Source organism: Pseudomonas sp. 21615526 (assembly GCF_013386245.1).
Taxonomy (GTDB): domain Bacteria; phylum Pseudomonadota; class Gammaproteobacteria; order Pseudomonadales; family Pseudomonadaceae; genus Aquipseudomonas.
The window spans coordinates 97102-123981 of the sequence record NZ_JACAOM010000012.1; the positions used below are offsets into that span (position 1 = coordinate 97102).

Genomic DNA, 26880 nt, shown 5'->3' on the forward strand with positions numbered 1-26880 from the left:
CCCCGATGAAAAAGTTTTTCAGCCTGCTCGCGACCTTGCTGGTACTGGCCCTGGCGATCTGGATTGGCCGCACGTTGTGGGTGCACTACATGGAAACTCCCTGGACCCGCGATGGCCGGGTGCGCGCCGACATCATCAACGTCGCCGCCGACGTCACCGGCGAAGTGGTCAACGTTCCGGTGCGTGACAACCAGTTGGTGAAAAAGGGCGACCTGCTGATGCAGATCGACCCTGAGCATTACCAGATTGCGGTCAAGCAGGCGCAATCCCTGGTGGCTTCCCGCAAGGCCACCTGGGAGATGCGCAAGGTCAACGCCCACCGCCGCGCCGACCTCGACGCCCTGGTGATCTCCAAGGAAAACCGCGACGACGCCAGTAACATCGCCGACTCGGCCCTGGCCGACTACCAACATGCCCTGGCCCAGCTTGAAGCGGCGCAACTGAACCTCAAGCGCACCCAGGTGGTGGCGGCGGTCGACGGCTACGTCACCAACCTCAACGTGCACCGCGGCGACTATGCACGCATCGGCGAGGCGAAGATGGCGGTGGTGGATATGAACTCGTTCTGGGTGTACGGCTTCTTTGAAGAAACCAAGCTGCCCCACGTCAAAGTCGGGGACAAGGCCGACATGCAGTTGATGAGCGGCGAAACCCTCAAGGGACACGTGGAAAGCATTTCGCGCGGCATCTACGACCGGGACAACCCGGAGAGCCGCGAGTTGATCGCCGATGTGAACCCGACGTTCAACTGGGTGCGCCTGGCCCAGCGGGTGCCGGTGCGGATTCATATCGATGAAGTGCCGGAAGGTGTGCTGTTGGCGGCGGGGATCACCTGCACCGTGATCGTCAACCAAACACAGAACTGAATGTGGGAGCGGGCTTGCTCGCGAAGGCAGTGTGTCAGTCAACGAAAATATCGACTGATCCACCGCATTCGCGAGCAAGCCCGCTCCCACATTTTGACCGTGTCAGGCCTGTAGAAACGTCTCGTGCAAATGGCGCCACAGCAGGGCGCCACTGGCCTGTTTTTCAAACACCACGGTCGATCGCCGATCGGTTTGGGCACCGCTGCCATCCACCTGCTGTTCGCGATAACTTACCGTCGCGCCACGGGCATGTCGGTCAATCCCGGCAAACTCGCTGAGGCTGATCTTGAACCCGGGCCGCTTGCCGCCAGCCTGGCTGAACAGCTGGTTGAGCAGTGCAAAATCCAGTTGTTTGCCCGCCGGGGTGATCATGGAAAAGTCCGGCGAAAAACGCCTCAGCAAAACCTCCAGTGTTCCCTCGGGGGCTGTGCCGGCAAACCATTGTTCGATCTCGACATGGGCCTGGATCACTTCATCAAAAAAATCGCGGTAGTCAATCATCGTGTGGGCTCGGGTTAGGTGTTCAGATGGCGAATCACGTTGACCAGCACGGGTGAAAAGGGCTTCAGTCGTCTATTCACATCAGGTTGCTGTAACTCCTCTGCCAAAATGTTCAGCAGATCGATGTTCTCGATGTTGATGTCTTCGCCATCCATCCGGCTGTTGAAAAGAAGTGTGCTGAGAATGTCTCGCCTATCGTTGAACAGCGCTCGATTTTTTTCACGACTGTTGCCCAGGTTTAGCACCTGAATGGATGTAGTTGCTCTAGCGGTTAAACCTTCCACCCGTCCTGAAAGGTAAAACTTCACTTCGGTTTCGCATTCATCCATCAGCGACGTGAGCGGTAGCGCCTGATGTGCATGTGCGTTTCCACACTGCTGGGTGCGGTTGCAACTGGCGACTATATTTGAGTAATCCACCGTGCGATTTGGCGCAATTCTTTGAGCTTCGACATGCTCGTTGTGGGCGTTGGCTACTGTGATTGCATGGCAGCAGTAGGCACACAAACCGTATTGCTCTTCGATGCACGCTTGACGAATGGAGCTTCTTTCTTCGTGGCTTAGATCAGTGTAGCGACCACGTGGGTTTGAACGCTTCCATTGAGTTAGTGCAGCCGGCTCATCGCCTTTGGTGATCTTACGCAATGCGCAGCTCCAGTTTGCGAATCAAAAGCGATGCCTTGGTTAACTCAATATGACCCGGTGGAAGATCTGCGGACAGTTCGTTGAACAGCTCCTTGGCTTCTTTCAGTTTCTTGTCCTGCAGCAGTTCCAATAAGCGGTCCAGACGCTCTTGGACTTCGTTATTGCGAACATCAGTGTCCATTACGCTGAGCAACACTTGGTTGGCGTCCAGACCATAGAGTCCGTTTTGCTCTTCCAGTTCGCCGTCGTCGAGTACGTAGCACAAAACATCTTTGGTATCGCTGATCACCAAGGGGGAGTGGGTGGTCAGGATGAATTGGCAATGGGGGAAGGTTTGAGTGAGTTGGCGGATTAGACGGCGTTGCCACTGTGGATGCAGGTGCAGATCCACTTCGTCGATTAAGACGATGCCTTTGCCGTGCAGCGGATTGTCCAGAGATGGATTCATAATCGCTAGACGGCGAGCAATGTCACCAACAAGTGCAAGCAATGATTTTTCGCCCTGAGATAGCTGTGAAACAATCAGTGTTTTACCTGCTTTGTCAATAGCCATGTGTAGCCGAGGCTTGCGCTGAACTCGCAGGTTATTAAATCCAGGCATAAAAACTTCAATGGCTAACCTAACCGCCGTAAGCTGAACATCCCGGGAAGCAATATGCATATCCCTTAATTCAGCAATTAATTTTGTTTCCGAGTCAGGGAGAGCTGCTGCCCAATGTTTCAGAGCTTCAAACGAAATTCCTCGTTCGTTTTCGCTATCTTCTCGTTCGCGGAACCATTGGAAAAAGCGGCCAAAATCCACACCGCCGTTCAACGCATTCTCATAGCCGTCAAACTGATCAAACTCTTTTTCCGCTTTCCCTACCTTCAAAGGAACATCTTTGACAGATCTTTCAACTGGATAAAAGACGATGAGTGGCAAAGAGGAACTCTCGTCGACGAGGCCGAGGTGAAATCGGAAAAAGTCAGCTAGTAGCGTGACATTCGTGAGTTCGCTTTCGACTTTTGATTTACGTGCTCGAAGCGTGCGAGCAAGTGTCCATGAGTAAATCGTCGAAAGGTGTACCGCAGGGTGATTTATTGAACTTATATCTATAGTGACTGAAGCAGATGGTGTGCCATTAGTTATATCGTCTTGAGCTATTGGGCTGCCGCTGCCTCTTTCCGAGCGAATTCTTGCTACTAGCCAGCTAAACGATGTGGCTATCGACTTCAAAATTGTTGTTTTACCCGCCCCGTTGTTCCCAACAAAAACCGTTACCTTCGACGGATGCTTTTCCGTGGGCGCAAAGGCGACTTCCAAGTCGGTAAAGCGACCGACATTGCTCAGTCGAATTTTTCTAATTTCCATCGCATTACCCTTCAGGGGCCGGTCGGTTCAAGGTGCAGGCGGGGGATTATGGCACTCATGCCGGGTTTTGGCAGGAGGAGCTAACGGATGCTTACAACACCCCACCCAATCCAAAGCGTTTTTTCAAGACAGTCTCCAGCAAGCCCTTGGGCAACAGCGCCGCCATCCACGGCAATGCCCGGCAGCCATTACCCGAGCGCAACAGGCGCGGCGGCGTGGTCTGTTGCACGGCCTTGAGCACGTCTGCCGCAAACTGGCTGGCGGGCGTAGGCCGATCCTGGGAGGCCTTGGCCCGGGCGCGGATGCTTTCGCGCAGTGGCCACCAGGGCGACTTTTCATTGATCAACAGTTCGGCCTGGGTGCCGGCGTTTTTTGCAAAACTTGTATCGATGGCGCCTGGCTGCACTTCCATCACCCGCACGTCAAACGGTGCGAGCTCCATGCGCAACGCATCACTCAAGGCATGCACTGCGGCTTTCGAGGCGCAATACGCACCGGCGAACGGTGTGACCAACACGCCGGACACGCTGCCGATATTCACCACCAACCCTTTACGGCGACGCAGGGCCGGGAACAGCGCCTGAGTCACGCCGACCACTGAGAATACGTTGGTCTCGAATTGCTGCTGCATCGCCTGGGTGCCGCCGTCGAGCAACGGACCCATGGCGCCATAGCCGGCGTTGTTGATCAGCACATCCAGCTCGCCGACCTGCCCGGCCAACTGCGCCAGTGCAGCGCTGTCGTTGACGTCCAGTTGCACCGCGTTAAAGCCGGCGCTGGCGAGTGCCGCCACATCCTCGCTGCGCCGGGCGCTGGCCCACACGTCAAAGCCGGCTTGCTTGAAGGCGTCCGCCAGGGCACGGCCAATGCCACTGGAGCACCCGGTGATCAGTACGTTGGGCATGGATCAGTCCTTTGTCGTTATCAGTCAGAGAAGCTGCCTTGCAAATGCTCGGCACGAAATTCCAGGGTTTGCGGGCGGTAGCCGGGGCGCAGCGGCGGCACTGGCAGGCAGTCTTCCCAGGTGGCGCCGGCCTGCAGTTCGCCGGGGCCGCGATAGCGCGGGGCAGCGTACACGTTGTCTGCCAGGTTGACCGTATCGCCCGGCGCATACGCGGCGATGCGCCAACGCAGTTCGGTCAGCGGTACGTTGTTGCCGTTGTTCAAGGTGAGCTTGAGCGGGCGGTCTGCGGGGCATTCTTTCGGCGCGTAGACGGTACGCAGTTCCAGGCGTGCCAATTGCTGGGCCTCGCGGTTGTCCAGCCACACCACCCATACCGCCACCAGGCCCAGGCCGACGGCGGCCGCGAGGGAAACCGGCAACGCCCTGGCGGGGTAGCGCAGCAAGAGGATCAGCCAGGTGATAATCAGCAAGACACCAAAGAACATGGCAACAACCTCGAAAACGGAACGGGCATCCTAACCAAGCGTAGGTGGAGTTGACCATCTTCGGGTTCCCCTGCCCCAAAGAAAAAGCCCCCGGCCCACCGGCTGCGGATAGGGGACGCAGTCGGTGGGGCGGGGGCTTGTTGTGCTGCTCTGTTTACTGCGCGATGGTTTTCACCGACACGCCACGCTCGATTGGCGTGGATCGACCGTAGATATCTTCAAAGCGCTCGATATCGTCTTCACCCAGGTAGCTGCCGGACTGCACCTCGATAATCTCCAATGGAATCTTGCCCGGGTTACGCAAACGGTGCACCGAGGCAATCGGGATGTAGGTGGACTGGTTTTCGGTGAGCAGGAACACGTTCTCGTCACAGGTGACTTCGGCGGTGCCGCTGACCACGATCCAGTGTTCGGCGCGGTGGTGGTGCATCTGCAACGACAGGCACGCGCCCGGTTTCACCGAGATGTGCTTGACCTGGAAGCGCCCGCCCATATCCACCGAGTCGTACGAGCCCCATGGACGGTACACCTCGCAGTGGTTCTGGGTTTCGCTGCGGCCCTGTTCGTTGAGGGTGTTGACCATCTGCTTGACGCCCTGGACCTTGTCCTTGTGGGCAATCATCATCGCGTCCTTGGTTTCTACCACCACGATGTTTTCCAGGCCGATCACCGACACCAGCTTGCCGTTGCCGTGGATCATGCAGTTCTTGCTGTCCTGGATCACCACGTCGCCCTTGCTGACGTTGCCGTTGGCGTCTTTTTCATTCACGTCCCACAACGATGCCCAGCAACCCACGTCGCTCCAGCCGGCAGTCAACGGCACCACGCAGGCCAGTTGGGTTTTTTCCATCACGGCGTAGTCGATGGAGTTGTCCGGGCAGCAGGCGAAGGTGGATTCGTCGATGTCGATGGTGTCGGCGGTTTGGTTGCTGCGTTCCAGGGTCAGCAGGCAGGTGTCGTAGATGTCCGGGTCGTGTTTTTTCAGCTCTTCGAGGAAGCGGCTGGCACGGAACAGGAACATGCCGCTGTTCCAGAAATAACCACCGCTCTTGACGAATTCGGCGGCGCGTTTTTCATCGGGTTTTTCCACGAACTGTTGCACGCGGCTGACGCCTTCGGGCAGCAGCGAATCGTTGGTCGACTTGATATAGCCGTAGCCGGTCTCCGGACGGGTGGCCGGCACACCGAACAGCACCATTTCGCCACGCTCAGCCGCCACAGTGGCCAGGGCCAGGGCGCGTTGCAGGGCTTTCTGGTCATCCAGCACGTGGTCGGCGGGCAGCACCAGCATCAGTTCGTCGCGGCCTTCGTTGACCAGCATCATCGCCGTCAGGGCCACGGCCGGCGCGGTATTGCGGCCGAACGGCTCCATCAGGATGCGCTGGGTTTCCAGTTTGCGGGCAGCCAGTTGCTCGTTGACGATAAAGCGGTGGTCCTTGTTGCACACCACGATGGGCGCGTCCATGCCGTCGAACACCAGGCGCTCCAGGGTTTGCTGGAACAAGGTGTGCTCGCCGGTCAGGGCCAAGAACTGCTTGGGAAACTGTTTACGCGAAAGCGGCCAAAGGCGTGAGCCGCTACCACCGGAAAGGATTACTGGGATCATGGTGTTTCTCCTTGAATCAAATTTGGTTAGAGCCTGTGGGAGCCGGGCTTGCCCGCGATGGCGTCACCTCGGTGTACCTGATACACCGAGTTGTCCGCATCGCAGGCAAGCCAGCTCCCACAGGGGGCAGCGTCAATCTGAAAATCTAATCAGCGGGTCGACACAGGGCGTTTCACCCACACTGGCGACAGGTTGGCGCCGGTGCCGGTGACGTACAGCACTGCGGCCTCACCGCGTTCCAGAGCTACCGGCTTCACGTCGCCGACTTTTTTATCGCCTTCATACAGCGCCAGGCTGACCTTCACCGGGTTGATCTCGCGCTCGCCACGGCCCTTGGCGGCCACGGCCTGGACCACGTCGGTCTTGCCATCGGCGGTTTTCAGGGTCAGCGACTTGTCACTGAGGTTCTGCACGCGCACCAGGGATTTCTGCTTGTTCTTGAACGGCGGTTCTTCGATCAGTTGCGGTTGGCCGCTGCCGCTGCTGACCAGGGTGTAGTAGTGGTCGGCGGCGAGCTTGACCGGCAGGGTCTGGCTGCCGACCTTGGCGCTGTAGTCACCGCCCGGCATGAAGCTGAAGTCACTGCTGGCCAGCGGTGCAACCTCGTTGAGGTTGGTGCTGCCGACGGTGGCGCTGACTTCCTGGTTGCTGGCGTTGTACACCCGCACAAAGCTCGAGCCTTTTGGCGCGACGGGACCGTAGAGGGCGGCGTCGCCACCGGCGAAGGCGGACATCGAAACAACGCTCATGCCGGCGACGAGGGCAAAAGTTTTTGCGAGGTTAGTAGTGAAAGTCATGTGAGTTACCTCTCTTTCAGTTTTGCGCCCGGTCGGGCGTCTCGGAGTTCATGTTTTTAACGGTGGGGGTGTTGATAGCCATGTTCTGTTGGCGCATACCGGCTTGTTTGAGCTGCGCAACCCACTGCGGGTCGGCATCGCCGATTTCGTTGTTCACAGGCAGATAACGCTCGGGAAACTCCCAGATCAGCACCTGTGGCGGGCTGTTCTTGAAGTCGTCGCTTTTCAGGTAGCTGAGCATCGGCAGGATCGGGCCGTGGCCGTCTTCGGAGTAGTTGATGACGTCGCTGCCCAGGGCTTGCTTCAGCGCGCCGACAAAGTTCCAGTTCGGGTTGGCGCTGTAGCTGGTGCCCACCAGTGCCACCGGGGTTTCACTGTCGGTGAACAGCGCATCGTCGCCTTTGGTTTCAGCCAGGTGCGTCACGCGTTTTTGCAGTGGCTCCTTGGGCGGCATCAGGTTTTCGAACAGCGGGTCCAGCGGCAGGAACAGGCGCAGGTCGCCCTTGTGTGGCTCGGTCTTCTCGGCTTCGGTGACAAAGCGTTGAGGCTCGCCGCTCAGGGGCGTTTTGTTGGCAATTGTCTTGGCCAATTCTTTGGCCGCCACTTCAGCGCCGTCCGGGGTCCAGTGGGTGTCGGTGCGCAGGAACACTTGTTGGCCGTGCAGCTTGGCCTGTTGCAGCGGACCCATCAGGTCAGGGGCGACGATCTTGTCGGCGGCCATGCGGGCATGGAAGTCCTGGTACAGACCGGCGCGGATGCTCGCTGGCTGCACTTCACCCAGGTGTTCCGGGTACAGCCGCACCTTGGCCGGCACGATCGCCATCACCAGTTGGATACCCTGGGCCTTGAGCTTCTGGCGCACGCCTTCCACCAAGGCGTAGTTGCCTTGCAGGTTCTGGTCTTCGTTGACGATCGGGTTGAATTCCTCGTCGCTGTACAACCAGTGGTCGCGGCCAATCACCACGCCAGGGCGGCCTTCGTTGAACAGCTTGTAGTCCAGCGCTGCCCAGAGGTTGGTGCCCAGGCGCTTGATCGGGAACTGGTCGTCGTAGTGGGTCTCGACGGCCTTGGTCCAGCGGCCGTTGAGCACGGTGGCGTCGGCGTTGGTGCTGAAGCCCAGGAAACTGCGCATCGACCAGGCGCCCAACGCCAGCAGCACGGCGAGGAACAAGGCGATGTAGAGGACGCGTAATGAACGGGTCATGGTCGGCTCCCTCAGAACTGGAAGTAAAGGAACGGCGAGAAGCTCTGCGCCGAAAGTTTGAGAATCGACGCCACGAACAGCAGCAGTACTGCGGCGCGCATGGCGTAGCGTGGCCAGGTGGCGCTCCAGTAGGCCGGTTGCACGGTGGCCTCGGTGCCCACGGTGTAGCCGGGCTCATGGATGCTGCCCGGGTTGTCGCCCGGTACGGCCTTGATCAAGCCCGGTTGCGCAGTCGCCGGGCCATCGGCCTGGGTGTTCACCGCAGGCTTGGTTTTTTCCGGTGGGCGGTTGCTGTAGAAGTCCCGCAGGCCGAAGAACGCCAGGGTTGCGTACGCCACCACCAGGGTTGCCACTTGCAGGCCGGTGAGGCTGGCGCGGTTGAGTTCCGACAGCGACCACTCGCCGAAGCTGAACATCGCGCCGTACATACGGCCGGCGACGTGCAGGTTTTCCGAGCGGAAGATCACCCAGCCCATCACCACCAGCAGGAAGGTGAATGCCCAGCGCACAACGTTGAAACTGCGCGGTGCGGTGTTGAGGCCGATGGCTTTTTCAATCGCCAGCCACATGCCGTGCCAGGCGCCCCACACGATGTAGGTGATGTTCGCACCGTGCCACAGGCCACCGAGGAGCATGGTCAGGAACAGGTTGCGGTAGGTGGTCAGCGTGCCTTTACGGTTGCCGCCCAGGGTGATGTACAGGTAGTCACGCAGCCAGGTGGACAGGCTGATGTGCCAGCGCCGCCAGAACTCGGTGATCGACTGGCTGATGTACGGCTGCTTGAAGTTTTCCATGAAGCGGAAACCCATCATCAAGCCCAGGCCGATGGCCATGTCGCTGTAGCCGGAGAAGTCGAAGTACAGCTGCGCGGTGTACGCCAGCGCGCCGAGCCAGGCGTCACCCGTCGTAGGGTTTTGCAGGGCGAAGCAATGGTCGGCGACCACCGCCAGGGTGTCGGCGATGAACACCTTCTTGATGAAACCCTGCATGAACCGCGTGCAGCCCTCGGAGAATTTATCGAGGGTGTGGGTGCGGTTGTTGAACTGGTCGGCCAGGTCGCGAAAGCGCAACACCGGGCCGGCAATCAGGTGCGGGAAGATCGCCACGAACGCCGCAAAGTCGATCAGGTTGCGGGTGGCCGGGGTGTCGCCGCGGTACACGTCGATGATGTAGCTGATGGACTCGAAGATGTAGAACGAGATCCCGATCGGCAACAGCACGTGGGTCAGGATGAAGGGTTCCAGGCCGGCCGACTTCATCATCAGGTTGATGCTGTCGACACCGAAGTTGGCGTACTTGAAGTAGCCGAGGATGCACAGATCGACCGCCACGCCCAGCAGCAGCCAGCGCTGGGCGGGCTTGGTGCGCACGCCTGCCGCACCGACCTTGAGGCCGATCCAGTAGTTCCACAGCGTCACGGCGGCGAACAGCGCCAGGAAGTCCACTCGCCACCAGGCGTAGAACACATAACTGGCAACCAGCAGCAGCAGATTGCGATAGCGTTGCCCGCTCAGATAGTACAAGCCGAGGAAGATCGGCAAGAACAGGAACAGGAACACATTGGACGAGAAAACCATCCCGATCTCTCCATGTTTAACCAACAGTCAAGGGCCAACGGCCCCCCCAAACCCCCCACCGAAATGAGAGGGCTATGTGATCGTTCCCACGCTCTGCGTGGGAATGCCTCACTGGACGCTCTGCGTCCGCTTTTGGGACGCGCAGCGTCCCTGGCTGCATTCCCACGCGGAGCGTGGGAACGATCAGCGACTAGCTGCCTTTGTTGCCTTTCTCATGCGCCGGGTCGTAGACCTTGGTCAGGTCACCCCCCAGGCGGAACGTCTTGAACGGCTGCATCCCGTGCTTGCGCTCGATCACATCCGGGGCGCAGGTGTAGAGGGTGCAGAAGGGCTCAAGCCAGGCAAATTTCATGTCTTCCTTGAGGTCCTTCATGTCCTGTTCCTTGCCGTTCTTCTGCTCGAAGATCTCCGGGTCTTTCACCCCGGCCAGCACCTTGTCACCCAGGCGTTTCAACGCGCCGTTGTTTTCCTGGCGCAGGTCCACACCGTTCACCAGGGCAAAACTGGCGATCATCGCCAGCGGCGGCAGGGCGTAGTTGTGGTACGACAGGGCCCGTTGCTGACGCTTCAATTCGTTGGGCAGGAAGCCTTGGGCATCCACCTGGTTGGCGCCGACCTTGTATTCCTTCACGGCCCAGTCAAACAGGTCGCGGCGGTTCACGGCGACGGAGGTCGCCATCACCGACCAGGCAGCCCAGTAGGAGTGGTTGTTGGTTTTATCCAGCGGCAGGTTGTCCCAGTCGCTCACCACCTGGTCGGCCATTTTGCTGAACCAGGCTTCGATCAACTGCGACTCCTGCTGGTGGTTGGCCAGCGGATGAGAGTCGGAGAACTTCAGGCGCACATAGGCCGACGCCATGCTGCCCAGTGCCCATTTGCGCATGGACTTGCCGGTGTGGTTGAAGTCCTTGGACATCAATGCATCGGCCTTGGCCCAGCTCGTGAGCCAGTTCAGCGTGCATTCCAGCTGCTCCGGACGGCCGTCGCGCATGAATTGCATCACGCGCTTGCTGGTGTCTTTTTCCAGCTTGGTGATGTCGGCGGTGCTGTCGCGAAAGGCTTTTTCGGACTGCACATTCAGGGTGGAACGAGCCTTGTCCGAACCTTCGTACTTGCTGCGAAATTGCAGCGAGCCGGTGTACGGCGCCGGCATGGCGTCGCAGTCATTCTTGAAGTCGCCGGTCTTGAATGCTTCCACTGGGGCGAAATAACCCTGGGGCGGACGCAGTGGTGCGGCGGCGTTGACTTGGCCGGCAAACATCGCCAGGCCCAGCAGCGTTGGAATCAATAACTTCTGCATAAGTAACCTCATTGCCCCGTTGAAGCAGTCTGTTGACCACCGGCGGGGAATACGTTGCGTGTGCAAATTTTCGCTTCGACTTTCTGCGCGGCCTGGCCCGCTTCAGGGCCCTGCACTTCCACGGCCAGCAGGTTTTGCGTGGCCCAGTCTTCATCGGTGCGCAGTTCAAAGGCGAAACGCCCGTCTGTATCGGATGTTTCGGGTTTCTCGATCTTGATGTCCTCGTGGCGCCCGTTCATGTACCAGAGGGTGGCTTGCAGGGTTTTCACCGATGGGTCGGCGAAGCGGATGTCGACCTGGTGACTGCTGTTGCGCAGGTCTTTGTTCGAACTGTTCACCAGCAATTCGTTCTTGCCGGGTTTCAGCGTGGTGCTGGCGCTCATCTGGGCGGTCTTGCCTTCACAGCCGTTGTCCAGCAGCGACATCATCTGGCGGTAGATGGTCTCCTGGTCCAGGCGATACAGCGGCGAGAATTCCCAGATCAGGATCTTCGGCGGGGTCTTCTGGAATTCTTCGCTGCCCAGGTACTGGATCATCGAGCCTTCCAGGCCACCACCGGGGAAGGCGACGTTAAGGATGTCGGCACCGATTTCCTGTTCCAGGAAGCCGGCGAAATTGTAGTTCTTGCCACTGTGGCTGGTACCCACGAGGGTGATCTGCGGGTTGCCGGAATCACCGAACAGGTCGCCGTCTGCCGCTTCGCCCTTGGGCTCGGTGGTGAACTGGTCCATGTACTGGATCGCGTAGCTGGTGCCGCACAGTTGCCCGGCCATGTTATGCAGGGTGCCGGTCTTACCCATGCGCCCGGAGCGTTTGGTCTCGAATTCACGTTGTGGGATGCCGGCAAACTCAGGCATCGCCCGCACTTTCGCGCCGACGATTTTGGCGGTGCGCTGGGCGCCGTATGGCGTCCAGTGTTGGTCGCCGCGGAAGTAGAAATCGTGGGCCGGCAACTCGTCCGGCAGTTGCTCGTTGGTCAGCGGCGACAGGTCCGGCACGACGTAGCCCATCTTGGCGAAGCGCCCGAGCATGGTCTTGTAATTGCCCAGGGCCTTGTCGAAATCGAACCTGGCTTTCTCTTCAGGGTTGAGCTTGTTGCGGTTCACCAAACCACGGGTCGGCTGGTAGACCACCACCAGTTCCACGCCCTTGCTCTTGAACGCATCGTGCAGCTGCTGCATGCGTTTGTAGCCGGCGGGGCTGGTGTCGAATTCGGTGCGCAGGTCTTCCTGGGTCCGGAACAGCCAATCGCCCTGGGCTTGCACCAGGGTGGTGAAGTTCTGCTGGTAGCGCGTGGTGTAGTTCTTCGCGTCGTGGGCGGCCGGGCACAGGCTGCAGCACGGTTCGGCGGTGAAGGTTGGCGCCTTGATTTCGTCGGCGCGCACGCCCTGGCTGGCCGCGAGCAGGCCGAGGGTCAAACCCGAAAGGCTGAGCAGTTTGATCATGTGTGGGTGCATAAAGGTCATCCTCAGTCCTGCATTTCGGTCTGGCGTTCGACAGGGTCGATCAGCACGGCTTTCTTCTGGCGTACCAGCAAGTCGAGGATCTCTTCCTGGCGATCGCCAAGAACGCCCGAGAAGCTGATGCCACTGGATTTGGTCGGCGCAAGCATCGATACGCGGTACAGCTCGACGCTCAACGGCGAGTCGATGGACAGCGGCCCGCTGCCGTTGGCGGCCAGTTCACCGCCGACCACGATCAGCGAGACCTTGGTGTCGAACGGGTCGAGGGCGATGTCGCGGTCGGTGTCGGTCAAATCCTTGATGTGGCCGTACACGCCGGTCAGCCCGTTGGCCATGGCAATGTTCTCGTACAGGCGAATGTTCACGCTGTTACGCACGCGGATGCCGTGGCGACGGTTGTTGATCACCTTGTTGCCCCACAGCAGGTTATCGCCGCTCTCATAGAGGGTGATGCCGTCGGTGTGGTTGCGGTAGATCTCGTTGTCGGCGATCAGGTTGTTGACGCTGTTACGGTCGATCACCAGGCCCGAGAGCTTGTTGTCGAAGCTGCGGTTGTTGAAGATGAAGCTGTCGTTCACTTCCCGGGAAATGATGATGCCGTGCTTCTTCTTCGTGCCGTAGACGGTGTTGTCGGTGATGATCAGGCCGTGTGAACGGTCGTGGGGGTCAATGCCGTAGACGATGTTGTCCTTGTAGGTATTGCCCTTGAGCACAAAGCCGGTGGTTTCGTAGCAGTAGAAGCCGTACCACATGTCCGAGAACTCGGAGTCGACGATCCAGCCCGTCGGTTCAGGACGCTTGAGCACCTTGGCCATGTTCGGCGTGTATTGGGAAATACTCACGCCATACGACTTACTGTTGGCGTAGCCGAAACTGGCCATCTTGCTGTTGGCGATGTAGGTCTCGGTGCCGCCCCAGGCCAGCAGGAACGGGCGGAATTCCTTGGGCGACTGGAAGGTCGCCGGGCCGTTGGTCTTCTCGCGCCAGCCGGTGATTCTGGTGTCACGTACGAACAGCTGGCCGTCGTTGATCAGGAACGAACCGGCTTCCTGGGACAGGCGCAGCTCTTGAGTCTGCTTGTCGATTTCGAGGATGCCTTTACGGCCCACCACGATCGGCAACTTGGCCAGGAACACCCCCGGCGAGGTTTCGCTGAAGTACTGCTTGGGCACTTTCTTCAGCAGGTCCTTGAGGTTCATGTAGCCGTCGTCGACAAAGATCGCCTGGGGAATGCCGTGCTGGCGCACTACCCATTCGGCCATCTTGTTGTCGCCGCCGATGAAGTCCTTCAGGGCGTCTTCCTGCATCATCCGGCGGATGCTGATTTTGCCTGGCTTGGTACGCACGATCTTTTTCGCGATATTGGCCGCGGTGTAGCCGGACACGTCCGGCAGCGCAGGCTTGGCCATCTCCAGCGGCTCGGTCGGCGGGCTGGAGATGGTGTAGGTCTTGGCCTGTTGCAGCTCTTTGGCGATGGTCGGCGCTTTGTCGGCGAAGGCCGAGGCGCTGGCCAGCAGCATGGCCGCGACGAGCAGGCTTTGAGACTTCATTGCGCAGGCTCCCATCAAAACTTCCAGATCACGTCGACAAAGGCGCGATGCATGTACGAGTCGACCTGGCTGCCATAGGCGTCGCCCGGCTTGAACACGCCTGCACGGAAGCGCACCAGGGCCGACGGCTCGTCGATCGACTGGCTGAGCCCGGCCGGCAGCAGGCCTTTCTTGAAGTACTTGGTGACCACCAGGTCCATCTCCTGGCCCAGGTCTTTCTTGCCGTCTTCAAGCGGCAGGGACGTGCTGGACAGGATCGCGCCGGTCACGTCATCGGTGTTGTTCTGCACGGCATCGATGCCGTTGCTGCCCACCGGCTTGTTGCCGTCGACGCGCCAGAACTTGTGGTACACAAGGCTTGCGTCATAGTCCTCGCGCAGCTGCCAGGACCCGAACAGGCTCATGGACTGCATGTTGTTCATCTCGCCGCGAAACGCTTCACCGAAGCGGTGGACGCGGGATTGGGTACCGGTCCAGTTCGAACGGTTGCTTTGCAGGCCGTTCTGCTCGTATTCGGCACTGGCGCGGGAGTAGGCGGCGCCCACTTGCCACTGCGGGTCGAGGCGCAGGCGCACACCCAGGTCGGTGGCCCAGCCATTCACGTCATCGCTGCGCTTGGCGTTGGCCGGGCGGGTGCCGTCGGCGTTCAAGGCGTTGACCGTGTCGCGGTCGCCCTGCATGCCGGTGACGCTCGCCCAGTAGTTGACGGTGTTGGTGTTGCGCCAGTTGTAGGCGTCGCTGTTGGCTTCGATGCCGAGCCAGGTCAGGTCGCCGTTCTCGCGCTTGTCCAGCGAGTCGGTGGCCACGCCCGGTTCCGGGTAGTCGAGCTTGCCGTCGTCATGGGTGTGGTGCGCGCGCAGGCCGATCCACTGGCCTGGCGTCCACTGGTAGGCGGCGTCGGCGTACAGGTGCTGACGGTCCTTGTCCTTGGGCGACAGTTCCTTGAGGTCGGTGCGGTATTCGCTGAAGCGCTCGGCGACGCCGACATTGGCCTTGAGCAAGGTGGTGTCGAAGGTCCAGTTCAGCGCTTCGATATTGGTGTCGCGCCATTGGCCGTCGTCATTGCGCAGGCGTTGGCGACCGAGCTTGAGGATCTCGCCGGGGTAGGGCGTGAAGCCGCCATAGGCGACCCAGAACTCGCGCATCGCCAGGTAGTTCTTCTTGCTCTTGCGGTCGTCATTGCTGGTCTGTTGAGTGGCGTCATCCGAGGACTGTTGCAGGGTGTCGGTCTCGATGATGTCGCTGGAGGTCACGGCCTGGCCCATGGCGTAGGCGCTCCAGTTGCCGCTTTCACCGTAGATCCACGGGCGCAGGTCAAGGCCGATGCCGTTGACGTCGCCGCCTTTCTGGGTGCCCAGGTCGCGGTCATCTTCGGACTGGCCGGTGACTTTGACTTCCAGGCCGAAGTTCTTGGCTTCGGTCAGCGCCGCCAGGGTCGGGCACGACCACAGCAGGGCGAAGGTCAGGCCGATGCCGGCCTTGACGAATGGGTTGAGCTTCATAGGGATTCCTCGCCGTCTTCTTCTTGCAGGGCGTGCAATTGCAGCGTGCTTTGGGCCAGGGTGCCGCGCACGGCCAGCTCCTGTTGCACCAGGCGTTGGCCTTCGGCGCGTTGTTCCGGGGTCAGCGGCGCTTCGAGCTGGGTCGCCAGGTCGTTGGCTTCCGGCGTGTCCTGGGCCTTGGCCAACTGGCTGAAGACATAGGCGTTAAGCGGGTCGGGCTTGGTGCCCTTGCCTTGGGAAAACAGCTGGGCAATCGCGAAGTCGGCGCTATTCTGGCCGTTGCGCGCAGCGGTCAACAGATGGTCCAGGGCCTTTTGCGAATAGACCTTGCCCAGGTAGCCACGGCGGTAGATCTGGCCGAGGTAGTAGTCGGCGGCGACTTCGCGGCCGACGGCTTTCTGGAAGTGTTCTTCGGCGGCCTTGGCGTCAGCTGGGACCCACTTGCCTTCGTAGTAGAGCTTGCCCAGCAACAGTTCGGCGCGGGGCTGGTCGGCGGCGCGGCCGTTGTCGAGGTACTTCATCATCTGGTCGACGTCGCCCAGTTCCGGGAAGTCGTAGAGCAGTTGCGCCAGGCTGACCCAGGAGGCCGGGTAGCCGGGGGCGATTTTTTCCAGCAGGGCCTGGGCGGTTTTTTCGTCGGTCTTGCCCAGGCTTGCATCACCCAGTACACGAGCCACGCTGTCGACCCGTTGGGCGGTGACGGTGCCGCGGCTGTAGCCGGCTTCCATCTGCTTGAGCAGTTCGGCCTGTTTTTCCGGCTCGGCTTTTTTCTGGTAGACCGTGGCCAGCTCGACGTAGCAGATATCGGTGGTGTTCAGCGCCGCCTTGCAGATGCTTTCCACTTCATCCAGGTGCTGGTCGTAGGTGTCCTGGGTGCGATACAGCAGCACCTGGGCGAGACCGGCTTCCGGGTAACCCGAGGCGCGCCATTTGCTGATCTGCTGCTGGGCGTTGATGTTCGGGAAACTGTGCGGGTATTGCAGGTAGAGCATTGCCAGCGGGATCAGGGTGTTGCCTTCGCCATTGGCAAAGGCCTTTTTCAGCAGGCCTTCGGCTTCATGGTGTTCGGCTTCGGTCGCGCCGGGCTTGGCCACCAGCAGGCGACCCAGGCGTGCCTGGGCACGGGGCGATGTATCGGCAGCCGCGCGGTACGTCGCTTCGGCCTGCTTGATTTGCTCGGGGTCGCGGGTGCCGACCTGGATATCCGCCAGGCCCACTTGGGCCTCGCTGTAGCCCAAATCCGCGAGCTGCTGGTAGTTCTGCTGGGCAGTGACGGTGTCGCCACGTTTCAGCGCTTCATTGGCCAGGCGTTGGTCGGGCAGGCCGGCGCAACCGGCGAGGCTGACCGCAACAGCCAGCAACGCCGCAGTTCCCATGTGGGAGCGGGCTTGCTCGCGAAGGGGCCCTGTCAGTTGATGCATGTGTTGGCTGACACACTGCTTTCGCGAGCAAGCCCGCTCCCACAGGGATTGCGGTGTTTTTGAGAGAGTCATCACAGGCATGTCCTCTGCTTACAGACCGTTGGCCATGGCTTTGTCGATCAGCCAGTTCAGGGACGGGCCGCGATCGCTGGTCACTTCAACCGGGCGACCGGCGTAGGTGCTGTCCAGCGGGGCATCGGGTTTGATCTGCACGCGGATGTCGGAGGACATTTCGCTGCTGTTCAGGCTGGTGCTGCTGACGATGGTGCCGGTGCGTACCTGCTCTTCATCCGCTACCTGGAAGTTCACGCGGGTGCCCGGGCGAACGTCGGCAAACTGGCGATAGGAGAAGCGCGCATCAACGTTGGCCTGGCTGCCGCGTGGCACCAGTTGGAAGATCACGTCGCCCTTGCTGGCGTACTGACCGTCGGCGACCAGTTGCTGGGCCACGACGCAGTCGCACGGGGAGGTGAGGGTGCCGGTCATTTGCTTGCCGAACAGCTCTTCGACCTTGGCCGGTTGCAGCTGGTCTTCGTCCAGATGGCCCTTGAGTACGTCGAGCATGCTGGTGCTGAAGGTTGCCAATGGCGCGCCTTTGGCGGCGACCGCATCGCCTTTGATCAGGCTTTGCACGGTGCCATCGCGGGGCATGGTCACGTTCATCCCGGGCACGCTCACCAGGCCGGAGGTGGCGTGGCTGACGAAGTACATGCCGTACACCGATTTGACCACGAAGCCGAATGCCGCCAGGCCCACCACGAAGATCCCGAGGCTGAAAGTCACCGCCCGCAGGCGGCCACCGACGCTCATGTTGCTGCCGCCGTCCTTGACCTTGCGCGCCTTGGTGAAGTTGTCGCGTTGCAGGGTTGCCAGCACGTCACCCATGGTCACGATGTCACCGGCCAGGTGCGAGGTGATCAGGTGGCGCAGGGTGGAGATGTCTTGTGCATCGAGGTTCTGGAACTGGCAACCGGTGCGGCCGGTCTGGCGGTCGTAGGAGCGAATCTGCAGCTCGACGTCCATCGCCAGGCCCAGGTTGTCGATCACGAATTGCAAGCGACCCTTGTGCACATCGCCGACTTTCAGCGGCTGCTGCGGGGCGTTGAAGGCCAGCCCGCCGGCGGACAGGTCGATCACCCGCACTTCCATCGGTGTTTGATCGGCGCCGAAGAAGCGCAGCTTGGCCGGGATTTTGACCCGGGCGTGTTGGCGCTGGGCTTCGGATTCGTGGACAACGTTGGCGTTTACTGGGCTATTCATGGTGTTTAGTTCCTAGTTAATTCAGGCTTGGCAGGGTCAAACCATCATCAGCAACACGGCGACGAAAATGCTGCCGGCGGAGAAGGTCATGGTCCGAGACGACCAGGTGTTGAACCAACGTTGAAAGCTGGCCAAATCGCGGGTCAGTTTGGTGTCCTGGCGGGTCCAGGACTGTTGATCAAGGCGGAAGAACACGTAGATCTTCACCAGCGCGCCCATGATCTGGTTGTAATAGAGAATCACCGGGTAAGCCGGGCCGATCTTGTGGCCGGAGCACGACAGCAGCAGGGTCAGAATCAGGCGGGTGATGCCGATCCACAGCAGGTAGGCGAGGATGAACGCGCCGCCGTATTTGAAGGTGGCGATGATTGCCACGGTCAGCCCCAGCAGGGAGGTCCACATCGACACGCGTTGATCAAACAGCACGATGCTGGTGAACAGGCCCAGGCGACGCATACCCAGGCCCAGGGCACGTGAGTTCTGGCGCAGGTTGTTGCCGTACCAGCGGAACATCAGTTTGCGGCTGGCCTTGATAAAGCTCTTTTCCGGCGGGTGTTCCACGGTGTGGATCGCGGCGTCCGGTACGTAGAAAGTGTCGTAGCCCAGGCGCATCAGGCTGAACCAGCTGGACTTGTCGTCACCGGTCAAAAACTTGAAGCGGCCCAGGCGCCAGTGTTGCAGCGAGTCGCTTTCCACATCGGCAATGAAGCCCGGGTCGGTGACCACGTTGGCGCGGAATACCGACATGCGGCCGGTCATGGTCAGCACGCGTTTGGACAGGGCCATGGAGCACATGTTGATGTGGCGCTGGGCGAAGCGCAGCTTGTGCCACTCGCTCATGATGTAGCCGCCGCGCACTTCGCAGAACTCGTTGGTGGTCAGGCCGCCGACATTGCCGAACAGCTGGAACCACGGCACGGTCTTGCGCACTACGCCCTCGGCGAGCACGGTGTCGCCATCGATCACGGCCACTACGGCACGGTCGTCCGGCAGGTGGCGGGAGATGGCGCGAAAACCGAAGGCCAGGCCGTCACGCTTGCCGGTACCGGCGATGCGCACGAAGTCCAGTTTGACGTGGTCGGGCGGGTTCATCCTGGCCCACAGGCTCTTGACCAGCAGCTCATCGGACATTTCCACCAGGGAGCAGACCACGGTGGTAGGGAAGCCACATTCGATGGCCTCGCGGATCACCGAGCTGTAGACCTGGGCCGTGGTCAGCGCGTCGATCCGAAAGCTGGTAACCATCAGGAATACGTGGGACGGGTCTGCCGCCTTGCCCAGCTTGCGCACTTTGCGCCGCAGGTGCGGGTAGACCACGTACAGGAACAGCATGCCGCGAAAGAAATGCGTAGCACCCATCGAGTAGCGCCAGATACCGACGGCGCCAATCAGGAAAATAAAATTCTTCGACTCTGAGTCGAACGTACTCGCCGGCAACAGCAGGGCGAGTCCCATCAGCAGGCTCAGGAAAAACAGCCAGCCGGCAGATTGGAGGAGTACGTGTTTTAACTTGGACATAGGCGTCATTCCGCAGGTGAAGGAGGCTTCAAGCAGCAAGCGCCGGGGATCAGGACGCTTGCCGCTTGAAACTTGCCGTTGCTGTTACCAGCAAATGCCTTCGGTACGGCCGCTCACGCTGGTGGCCTTGGACATGAAGCCCACCAGGTCGACCACTTGCTTGCCGTGGGGTGCGTTGTGCGCCAGGGCACGGAACTTCTCATCGCGGTTGCCCAGGATGATCACGTCGGAGTTGTTGATCACTTCGTCGAAGTCCGAGTTGAGCAGGGACGACACGTGAGGAATCTTGCCTTCGATGTAGTCCTTGTTGGCGCCGTGCACGCGAGCGTATTCGACGTTGCTGTCGTAGATGCTCAGGTCGAAACCCTTGCCGATCAGCATCTCTGCCAGTTCCACCAGCGGGCTTTCGCGCAGGTCATCGGTGCCGGCCTTGAAGCTCAGGCCCAGCAGGGCGACTTTGCGTTTGTCGTGGCTGGAAACGATGTCGAAAGCGTTTTGCACCTGGGACTCGTTGCTGCGCATCAGCGAGTTGAGCAGCGGCGCATCCACGTCCAGAGAGCCTGCGCGGTATGTCAGGGCGCGCACGTCCTTGGGCAGGCAGGAACCGCCGAAGGCAAAGCCCGGGCGCATGTAGTACTGGGACAGGTTGAGGGTCTTGTCCTGGCAGACCACTTCCATCACTTCGCGACCGTCGACACCTACCGCCTTGGCGATGTTGCCGATCTCGTTGGCGAAGGTCACTTTGGTCGCATGCCAGACGTTGCAGGTGTACTTGATCATCTCGGCGACGGCGATGTCCTTGCGGATGATCGGCGCGTCGAGTTCTTCGTACAGCGACTGCAGAACATCGCCGGAAGCGGTGTCGAATTCACCGATGACGGTCATCGGCGGCAGGTCGTAGTCGGCGATGGCGGTGCTTTCACGCAGGAACTCAGGGTTTACGGCGACGCCGAAGTCGACGCCGGCTTTCTTGCCCGAGCAGTCTTCGAGAATCGGAATCACCACATTGGCCACGGTACCTGGCAGCACGGTGCTGCGGACCACGATGGTGTGACGGGAGGTCTTGTCACGCAGGACAAAACCGATCTCACGGCACACCGATTCGATGTAGTTGAGTTCCAGGTCGCCGTTCTTCTTGCTCGGCGTGCCGACGCAAATCATCGACAGGTCGGTATCACGGATTGCCTCGGCGAAATTGGTGGTGCCGCGCAGTCGGCCGGTTTGAACGCCCTGGCTTAACAGCTCGCCCAGACCCGGTTCAACGATGGGGGATTTACCCGCGTTGATCAGGTCGATCTTTTCCTTGGAGATGTCTACGCCAACGACCTCATGGCCCCGTGCAGACAGGCAACCGGCACATACCGCGCCGACGTAACCCAAACCAAATATGCTGATGCGCATCGCATTTACCTCATTGTTAATCGTGCCACTAGATGGCCGGAGTTCATGTTTTGAAGCGTCACCCAGGCACTGGGAAGTGCGACGAATAAACGTCGGTATATCCAGTGCAGGCATACTAAAAGTCGAGTGACTAACTAATGCACTCAAGTTGTGCGCAACTTGGCCTTATTGTTGGGGCTTGCCCTGAAATGCAGCCAGCCTTCCTGGGGAAGGGCCTGGCGCCAGTGCCGCAAGGCGTTGACAGGGGCTTTGAGCCCTTATATATCAACGGCTTGGGTTGTCTCACTGACCCATACAGGTGAGCTCAGCCTTGGCCTTGTCGGAGAAAGTAGTGAAACCTTTGCGTCCGCCTTCAACTAATCAGTTGATGATTTGACCATTGAGTCAAAGTTATATGACAACTTTGCTACTTCCCTTGGTCGCCACGTAAGTCATCTCTTACATCTTCAGAGATAATCGTTACCGGTGGTATGAGCGGTGCTTTAGGACATAGTTCCTGTCCACTCATCCTGTTTCCGGAAATTTCTTGAAATATTAGGAAAGATGGCACTAGTACTATTCTGATAGCACTTGCTATTTAGGCCAGTAGTTGCGGGGAGTTTCGAGGGGTAAATAGTTTTGTGCCACTACTGTTTTAAAAAAGTGGTGCCACTACGAAAAAAATTGACGAATGTCGAGTGAAATAAATGTTAGGGAATCTGAAGAATTATTTTTGACGCCAAATAAATGACGAATTCGGAATTGGAATGCAAACAAAATGTGGGAGCGGGCTTGCTCGCGAAAGCGGCGTGTCAGGCAATAAAGGCATCGACTGAACCACCGTTTTCGCGAGCAAGCCCGCTCCCACATTGGTCGTGTGGCGCCCTTTTTATCGCTGTTTCATGCGGTCGATAATCACCGCCAGCAACAGGATCGAGCCGCGAATCACGTATTGGTAGAAGGTGTCGATGTTCTTCAGGTTCATCGCGTTTTCGATGATCGCCAGAATCAGCACCCCGGCAATCACATGCCGGATCATCCCGATCCCGCCGCTCAGCGACACCCCGCCCAGCACGCACGCCGAGATCACCGTCAACTCGAACCCCTGGCCAATCATCGGTTGCCCCGAGGTCATCCGCGACGCCAGGATCACCCCGGCCAACGCGCCGATCACGCCGTGCACGGCAAAGATGATGATCTTGGTGCGATCGACATTCACCCCGGCCAACAGCGCCGCTTCCTGGTTGCCGCCGATGGCCATGGTGTTGCGCCCGTAGGTGGTGTAGTTCAGCAACCAGCCAAAAAATACAAAGCACAGCACGGTGATGACGATTGGCACCGGCACGCCAAACAGCTGGCCGTTACCAAAGACGAAGAAGTTTTCGTCCATCACGCCGACCGCCTTGCCGTTGGAAAAGATATACGCCAGCCCACGCACGATCTGCATCGTCGCCAGCGTCGTGATCAACGCGTTGATCCGCAGCTTGGCGATCACGATGCCGTTGATCAGTCCCACCACCAGGCCCATGGCCAACGCCGCCGACACGCCGAAGAACACGCTGTCGGTGTCGCGAATCACGATCCCCGCCACCACGCCCGAACAGGCGATCACCGAACCCACCGACAAGTCGAAGTGCCCCGACGCCAGGCAAAACAGCATGGTGCAGGCCGCAATCCCCACAGTGGAAATCGCCAGCCCCAGGCCACGCATGTTCAGCGGCGAGAGGAAGTTGTCGATGAAGATGGCGCTGAGCACAAAGATGCTCAAGGCCGCCAGCAGCATGACCCAATCATCGAGAAACTTGCGCTGGTTGAACCCCGGCCAGAAGCTTCTTGCAGTTTTTACCTGTGACATACCTACCCCTCGTATTCTTCAGTCCCGCGTACGCGGAAGAGCCAGTTGCAGCAGCCGTGCTTCGTCCGCTTGATCGCGGGTCAATTCGCCGGTCAGGGCGCCTTCGCTCATCACCAGGATGCGGTCGGAGATGCCCATCACTTCCATCAGGTCGCTGGACACCACGATCACCGCGATGCCACTGGCCGCCAGGTTGTGAATGATCTGGTAGATCTCAGACTTGGCACCGATATCGATGCCGCGGGTCGGCTCGTCCAGCAGCAACACTTTCATCGGCATCGACAACCAGCGGCCGAGAATTGCCTTCTGCTGATTGCCGCCCGACAGGAACAGAATCGGCTGGTCCGCCGACGGCGTGCGCACGTTGAGCGCGCTGATCTGCCGCTGGGCGTTGGTGCGTTCCCAGCCGCCCTGGATCAACCAGCCGAAGCGCGCATGGTCACGCCGCGCACTGATATTGATGTTCTCCGCAACACTCGCGCGGGGCACGATGCCTTCCTTCTTGCGGTCCTCGGGGCAGAGCAACACCCCCGCCGCAATCGCATCCCGTGGTGTCTTGAACGTCTGCACCTGGCCATGCAGCACCAGGGTCCCCTGGGTGCTGCGGGACAGCCCGGCGAGCAGGCGCAACAACTCTGTGCGCCCGGCCCCGACCAGGCCGAACAGCCCGAGAATCTCGCCCTTGTTCACCTGCAGGCTCACCGGTTCCTGCAACCCCGGCCCGAGCAAACCCTCGACTCGCAGCGCTTCACCGCAGTGCTCGCGCGGCCGGTAGTCGTAGATATCCTGGATATCGCGCCCGACCATGCAGTTGACCAACTGGTCGACGTTCAACTGCGTCATGTCCTCGAACGTGCGCACGAAGCGCCCGTCCTTGAACACCGTCACCGCGTCGCAAATGCGGAACACCTCCTCCATGCGGTGCGACACGTAGAGGATCACCCGGCCTTCATCCCGCAGCCGGGCGATGATCACCATCAGCCGCTCGATCTCACGGGCCGAGAGGCTGCTGGTGGGTTCGTCGAACGCAATCACATGGGCGTTGCGCGACATGGCCTTGGCGATTTCCACCAGTTGCCGCTGGCCGAGGGACAGGCTGCCCAGGCGCATGTTCGGATCGATTTCATCCGCCAGGCCCTTGAGCAGTTCCCGTGCCTTGCGCACCATCGCCCCGCGATTGACCACGCCAAAGCGCGACGGCATATGCCCCAGCAGGAGGTTCTCGGCGACGGTCATTTCCGGCACAAGTTGCAGCTCCTGGTGAATCACTGCGATGCCGCTGGCGATGCTGTCGGCCGCCGACTTGAAACTCACGCTGCGTTCGCCCAACTGCAAGCTGCCGCTGTTGGGCGGATAAAAACCGCCGAGGATTTTCAGCAAGGTCGACTTGCCCGCGCCGTTCTCGCCCATCAGCGCATGCACCGAATGGGGCCGCGCTTCAAAGCTGATCTGCGCCAGGGCCTTCACCCCGGGAAACTCCTTGCCGATGCCGTTGAAGCGCAGGCTTTCTGCTGCGGCGCTGTTCATTTCCACAGACCGATCTTGCTCAACTCTTCCTTGAAGTTGGCGCGGGTGATCAGGGTCACGTTATCCAGTGCGGTGAACTTGGCAGGCTCAGTGCCTTTGGTCACCCACTCGAACATCGCGGTTGCAGTTTTATAGCCGGACGCATCGGGGCTGAGCAGCATCGAGCCGTAGAAACCGGTGTCGGATTTCTTCAGTTCTTCGATGGCGTCGGTGCCGTTGATGCCCACGCCAATCACGTTTGTGGCCTTGAAGCCGGCGCTTTCGGTGGCGCGTACGCCGCCCAGTACGGTGCTGTCGTTCATGCCGCCAATCAGCAGGTTTTTCGCGCCGCTGGGCAGTTTCACCAGGGCCGAGTTGGTGGAGTCCATGGCGCCCGGCACGTCGAGGGTTTTCTGCGCGGTGAACAGGATATGGTCAACCGGCAGGCCGGCGGCCTTGAGGCCTTCTACCGAACCGTCGGTGCGCTTCTTGCCGGTTTCCAGCTCGTCGAAGGTATTGATGACGGCGTAGGTGTCCTTCCAGTCCCAGTTGCGATGCTTGGCTTCGGTGGCCATGGCTTCGCCTTGTTTCTGGCCGATCTTGTAGGCGTCCAGGCCGACGTAAGGCACGTCTTCCATGGGCTTGCCCTTGGCGTCGACGAAGCGGTCGTCTACCGCCAGCACTTTGAGGTTATTCAGCTTGGCCTTGGCCATGATCGCAGGGCCCAGGGACACGTCCGGCGGGCAGATCACGAAACCCTTGGCGCCGTTGGCGGCCAGGGTATCGATGGCGGACAGGGTTTTCTCGCCGTCGGGCACGGCGATCTTGATCACGGTGAAACCATGGTCCTTGCCGGCTTTTTCAGCGAAGGCCCATTCGGTCTGGAACCAGGGCTCTTCCGCCTGCTTGACCAGGAAGCCGATCTTTACTTCTTCGGCAGAGGCCAGGCCGCTGAGCGCCATCGTGAGGGCAAGGGTGCCTAGTGTTTTCTTGAGCATGAACCACCTCTTCTTGTTATTTGGAAAAGTTTTAATCGTGGTACATCACCGACCGCCCACCATCGATCATCAGGCAGGTGGCATTGATAAAGGGCGCCTCATCGGTCGCAAGAAACAGTGCCGTCATCGCCACTTCAATCGGCTGGCCGATGCGCTTGGGCGGGTGCAGGTCGAAGGCACGCTGGCGCTCGGCGTGCGGGTCGGCAAAGCCGTTCCAGTAATCGACGTTGAGTTGGGTTTCGATATAGCCCGGCGCGATGGCATTTACGCGGATGCCCTTGGGCGCGTATTCGATGCCCAGGGCGCGGGTCAGCCCGAGCAGGCCGTGCTTGGCCACCGGGTACGGGAAGCAGCCGGGAATGATGTGGCTGGAGTGGGTGGAGGCGATGTTGATGATGTTGCCGATGCCTTGCTCGATCATGTGCGGCAACACGGTACGGCAGCCGTACCAGGCGCCGTCGAGGTCGATGGCGAAGCAGCGGCGCCAGTCTTCGTCGGTCATTTCCAGCGGGTCGCGGAACACGTTGACGCCGGCGCAATTGACCAGCACATCGACGCGGCCAAAGCGTTCGATAGCGACGTCCACCAGGGCGCGCCATTGATCCTTGGAAGTGATGTCGACAGGTTGTGCGTAGATCTCGGCGCCGTGTTCGCGCCAGTGGGCGGCGACCTGCTCGACCTTCTCGCCCTGGATATCACCGATCACCAGGCGCGCCTGCTGAGCCTGGAAGCAGGCGACGATAGCCTCGCCAATGCCTTGGGCGGCACCGGTGATGACCACGACTTTGTTCTTCAGTCGCTCGCCGTAAGTCGGCTCGGGCACCGGAGGTAACGACAACGGTTGTGCCTGCATCGCTTCACCTGTTTTGTTTTTGGTAGTGAGTGCTGATGCGCAAGACTATAAACCCAGAAACCGGAACATCTCAATATATAAATTATCATCCCATATAGTGAGAAAATATATAAAAAAACCGGCTTTAAAAGCCGGTCCTTTATGCACACTTAACCCTGTGCGAAATCCCTGAGGGCGTCGCCTTCCATGCGGTAGCGTACCCACTCTTCCTGGGGCTGGGCACCGATGGATTTGTAGAACGCGATGGCCGGCTCGTTCCAGTCCAGCACGCTCCACTCGAAACGCCCGCAGCCGTTGTCACAGGCGATTTTCGCCAGGTGGCGCAGCAACTTCTTGCCC

23 protein-coding genes are annotated in these 26880 nt (G+C 59.9%); 1 reads left to right on the plus strand and 22 read right to left on the minus strand.

Annotated features, from left to right (window positions below; translation table 11 throughout):
- Positions 1-5: 5 nt before the first annotated feature.
- Positions 6-866 carry an HlyD family secretion protein gene (locus HX786_RS05380; protein ID WP_087692839.1) on the plus strand — a complete coding sequence of 287 codons (861 nt, stop codon included), beginning with the start codon at positions 6-8 and terminating at the stop codon, positions 864-866.
- Between the two features lie 102 nt (positions 867-968).
- Here HX786_RS05380 and HX786_RS05385 read toward each other — a convergent pair whose 3' ends face one another.
- The 22 genes from HX786_RS05385 to HX786_RS05490 all read right to left on the minus strand — a co-directional run.
- On the minus strand, positions 969-1367 hold the full coding sequence (locus HX786_RS05385) for a hypothetical protein (protein WP_003216266.1): 399 nt from the start codon (positions 1365-1367) through the stop codon (positions 969-971).
- 14 nt (positions 1368-1381) lie between these two features.
- Positions 1382-2011: a TIGR02646 family protein gene (locus HX786_RS05390; RefSeq protein WP_178911800.1), complete on the minus strand. Its 630-nt coding sequence runs from the start codon at positions 2009-2011 to the stop codon at positions 1382-1384.
- On the minus strand, positions 2004-3362 hold the full coding sequence (locus HX786_RS05395) for an AAA family ATPase (RefSeq protein WP_178911801.1): 1359 nt from the start codon (positions 3360-3362) through the stop codon (positions 2004-2006). The genes HX786_RS05390 and HX786_RS05395 overlap by 8 nt, the downstream gene beginning before the upstream one ends.
- A 91-nt stretch (positions 3363-3453) precedes the next feature.
- Positions 3454-4266 carry an SDR family oxidoreductase gene (locus HX786_RS05400; RefSeq protein ID WP_178911802.1) on the minus strand — a complete coding sequence of 271 codons (813 nt, stop codon included), beginning with the start codon at positions 4264-4266 and terminating at the stop codon, positions 3454-3456.
- Between the two features lie 20 nt (positions 4267-4286).
- Positions 4287-4751: a hypothetical protein gene (locus HX786_RS05405; RefSeq protein ID WP_003216273.1), complete on the minus strand. Its 465-nt coding sequence runs from the start codon at positions 4749-4751 to the stop codon at positions 4287-4289.
- 154 nt (positions 4752-4905) lie between these two features.
- Positions 4906-6357, minus strand: coding sequence for a mannose-1-phosphate guanylyltransferase/mannose-6-phosphate isomerase (locus HX786_RS05410; RefSeq protein ID WP_003216275.1), 1452 nt, complete (start codon positions 6355-6357; stop codon positions 4906-4908).
- Positions 6358-6506: 149 nt separating this feature from the next.
- Positions 6507-7154, minus strand: coding sequence for an alginate O-acetyltransferase AlgF (locus HX786_RS05415; protein ID WP_008434181.1), 648 nt, complete (start codon positions 7152-7154; stop codon positions 6507-6509).
- Between the two features lie 16 nt (positions 7155-7170).
- On the minus strand, positions 7171-8358 hold the full coding sequence (locus HX786_RS05420; protein WP_102369877.1) for an alginate O-acetyltransferase: 1188 nt from the start codon (positions 8356-8358) through the stop codon (positions 7171-7173).
- A gap of 11 nt (positions 8359-8369) precedes the next feature.
- Positions 8370-9935 carry an MBOAT family protein gene (locus HX786_RS05425; RefSeq protein ID WP_008434176.1) on the minus strand — a complete coding sequence of 522 codons (1566 nt, stop codon included), beginning with the start codon at positions 9933-9935 and terminating at the stop codon, positions 8370-8372.
- 190 nt (positions 9936-10125) lie between these two features.
- Positions 10126-11235, minus strand: a complete 1110-nt coding sequence (locus tag HX786_RS05430) for a mannuronate-specific alginate lyase (protein ID WP_008434173.1) — start codon at positions 11233-11235, stop codon at positions 10126-10128.
- A gap of 8 nt (positions 11236-11243) precedes the next feature.
- Positions 11244-12692: an alginate O-acetyltransferase gene (locus tag HX786_RS05435; protein WP_076014451.1), complete on the minus strand. Its 1449-nt coding sequence runs from the start codon at positions 12690-12692 to the stop codon at positions 11244-11246.
- 11 nt (positions 12693-12703) lie between these two features.
- Positions 12704-14263 (minus strand): mannuronan 5-epimerase AlgG, encoded by a 1560-nt coding sequence (gene algG / locus HX786_RS05440; protein ID WP_178911803.1) that lies wholly within the window; start codon positions 14261-14263, stop codon positions 12704-12706.
- Positions 14263-15750, minus strand: coding sequence for an alginate export family protein (locus tag HX786_RS05445; RefSeq protein WP_003216288.1), 1488 nt, complete (start codon positions 15748-15750; stop codon positions 14263-14265). The genes algG and HX786_RS05445 overlap by 1 nt, the downstream gene beginning before the upstream one ends.
- The gene (gene algK / locus HX786_RS05450) at positions 15747-17171 is read right to left on the minus strand and encodes an alginate biosynthesis TPR repeat lipoprotein AlgK (RefSeq protein ID WP_371135978.1); all 1425 of its coding nucleotides are present in this window, start codon (positions 17169-17171) and stop codon (positions 15747-15749) included. The genes HX786_RS05445 and algK overlap by 4 nt, the downstream gene beginning before the upstream one ends.
- Positions 17172-17261: 90 nt before the next feature.
- Positions 17262-18431 (minus strand): alginate biosynthesis protein Alg44, encoded by a 1170-nt coding sequence (locus tag HX786_RS05455; RefSeq protein ID WP_003216292.1) that lies wholly within the window; start codon positions 18429-18431, stop codon positions 17262-17264.
- A 36-nt stretch (positions 18432-18467) separates the two neighbouring features.
- Positions 18468-19949 (minus strand): mannuronan synthase, encoded by a 1482-nt coding sequence (gene alg8 / locus HX786_RS05460; RefSeq protein ID WP_017477650.1) that lies wholly within the window; start codon positions 19947-19949, stop codon positions 18468-18470.
- Between the two features lie 84 nt (positions 19950-20033).
- The gene (locus HX786_RS05465; RefSeq protein ID WP_003216295.1) at positions 20034-21350 is read right to left on the minus strand and encodes a nucleotide sugar dehydrogenase; all 1317 of its coding nucleotides are present in this window, start codon (positions 21348-21350) and stop codon (positions 20034-20036) included.
- An 868-nt stretch (positions 21351-22218) separates the two neighbouring features.
- Complete coding sequence (gene araH, locus HX786_RS05470) at positions 22219-23184, minus strand: L-arabinose ABC transporter permease AraH (RefSeq protein WP_004371231.1); 966 nt, start codon at positions 23182-23184, stop codon at positions 22219-22221.
- Positions 23185-23202: 18 nt separating this feature from the next.
- On the minus strand, positions 23203-24711 hold the full coding sequence (gene araG / locus HX786_RS05475; RefSeq protein WP_178911804.1) for an L-arabinose ABC transporter ATP-binding protein AraG: 1509 nt from the start codon (positions 24709-24711) through the stop codon (positions 23203-23205).
- Positions 24708-25688, minus strand: coding sequence for a substrate-binding domain-containing protein (locus tag HX786_RS05480; RefSeq protein WP_177041398.1), 981 nt, complete (start codon positions 25686-25688; stop codon positions 24708-24710). Before HX786_RS05480 ends, araG begins: the two co-directional genes overlap by 4 nt.
- Positions 25689-25719: 31 nt before the next feature.
- Positions 25720-26541 carry an SDR family oxidoreductase gene (locus HX786_RS05485; RefSeq protein ID WP_004371237.1) on the minus strand — a complete coding sequence of 274 codons (822 nt, stop codon included), beginning with the start codon at positions 26539-26541 and terminating at the stop codon, positions 25720-25722.
- Between the two features lie 149 nt (positions 26542-26690).
- Positions 26691-26880 (minus strand): GNAT family N-acetyltransferase (locus HX786_RS05490; protein WP_178911805.1); only part of this gene is annotated, 190 nt, incomplete at its 5' end.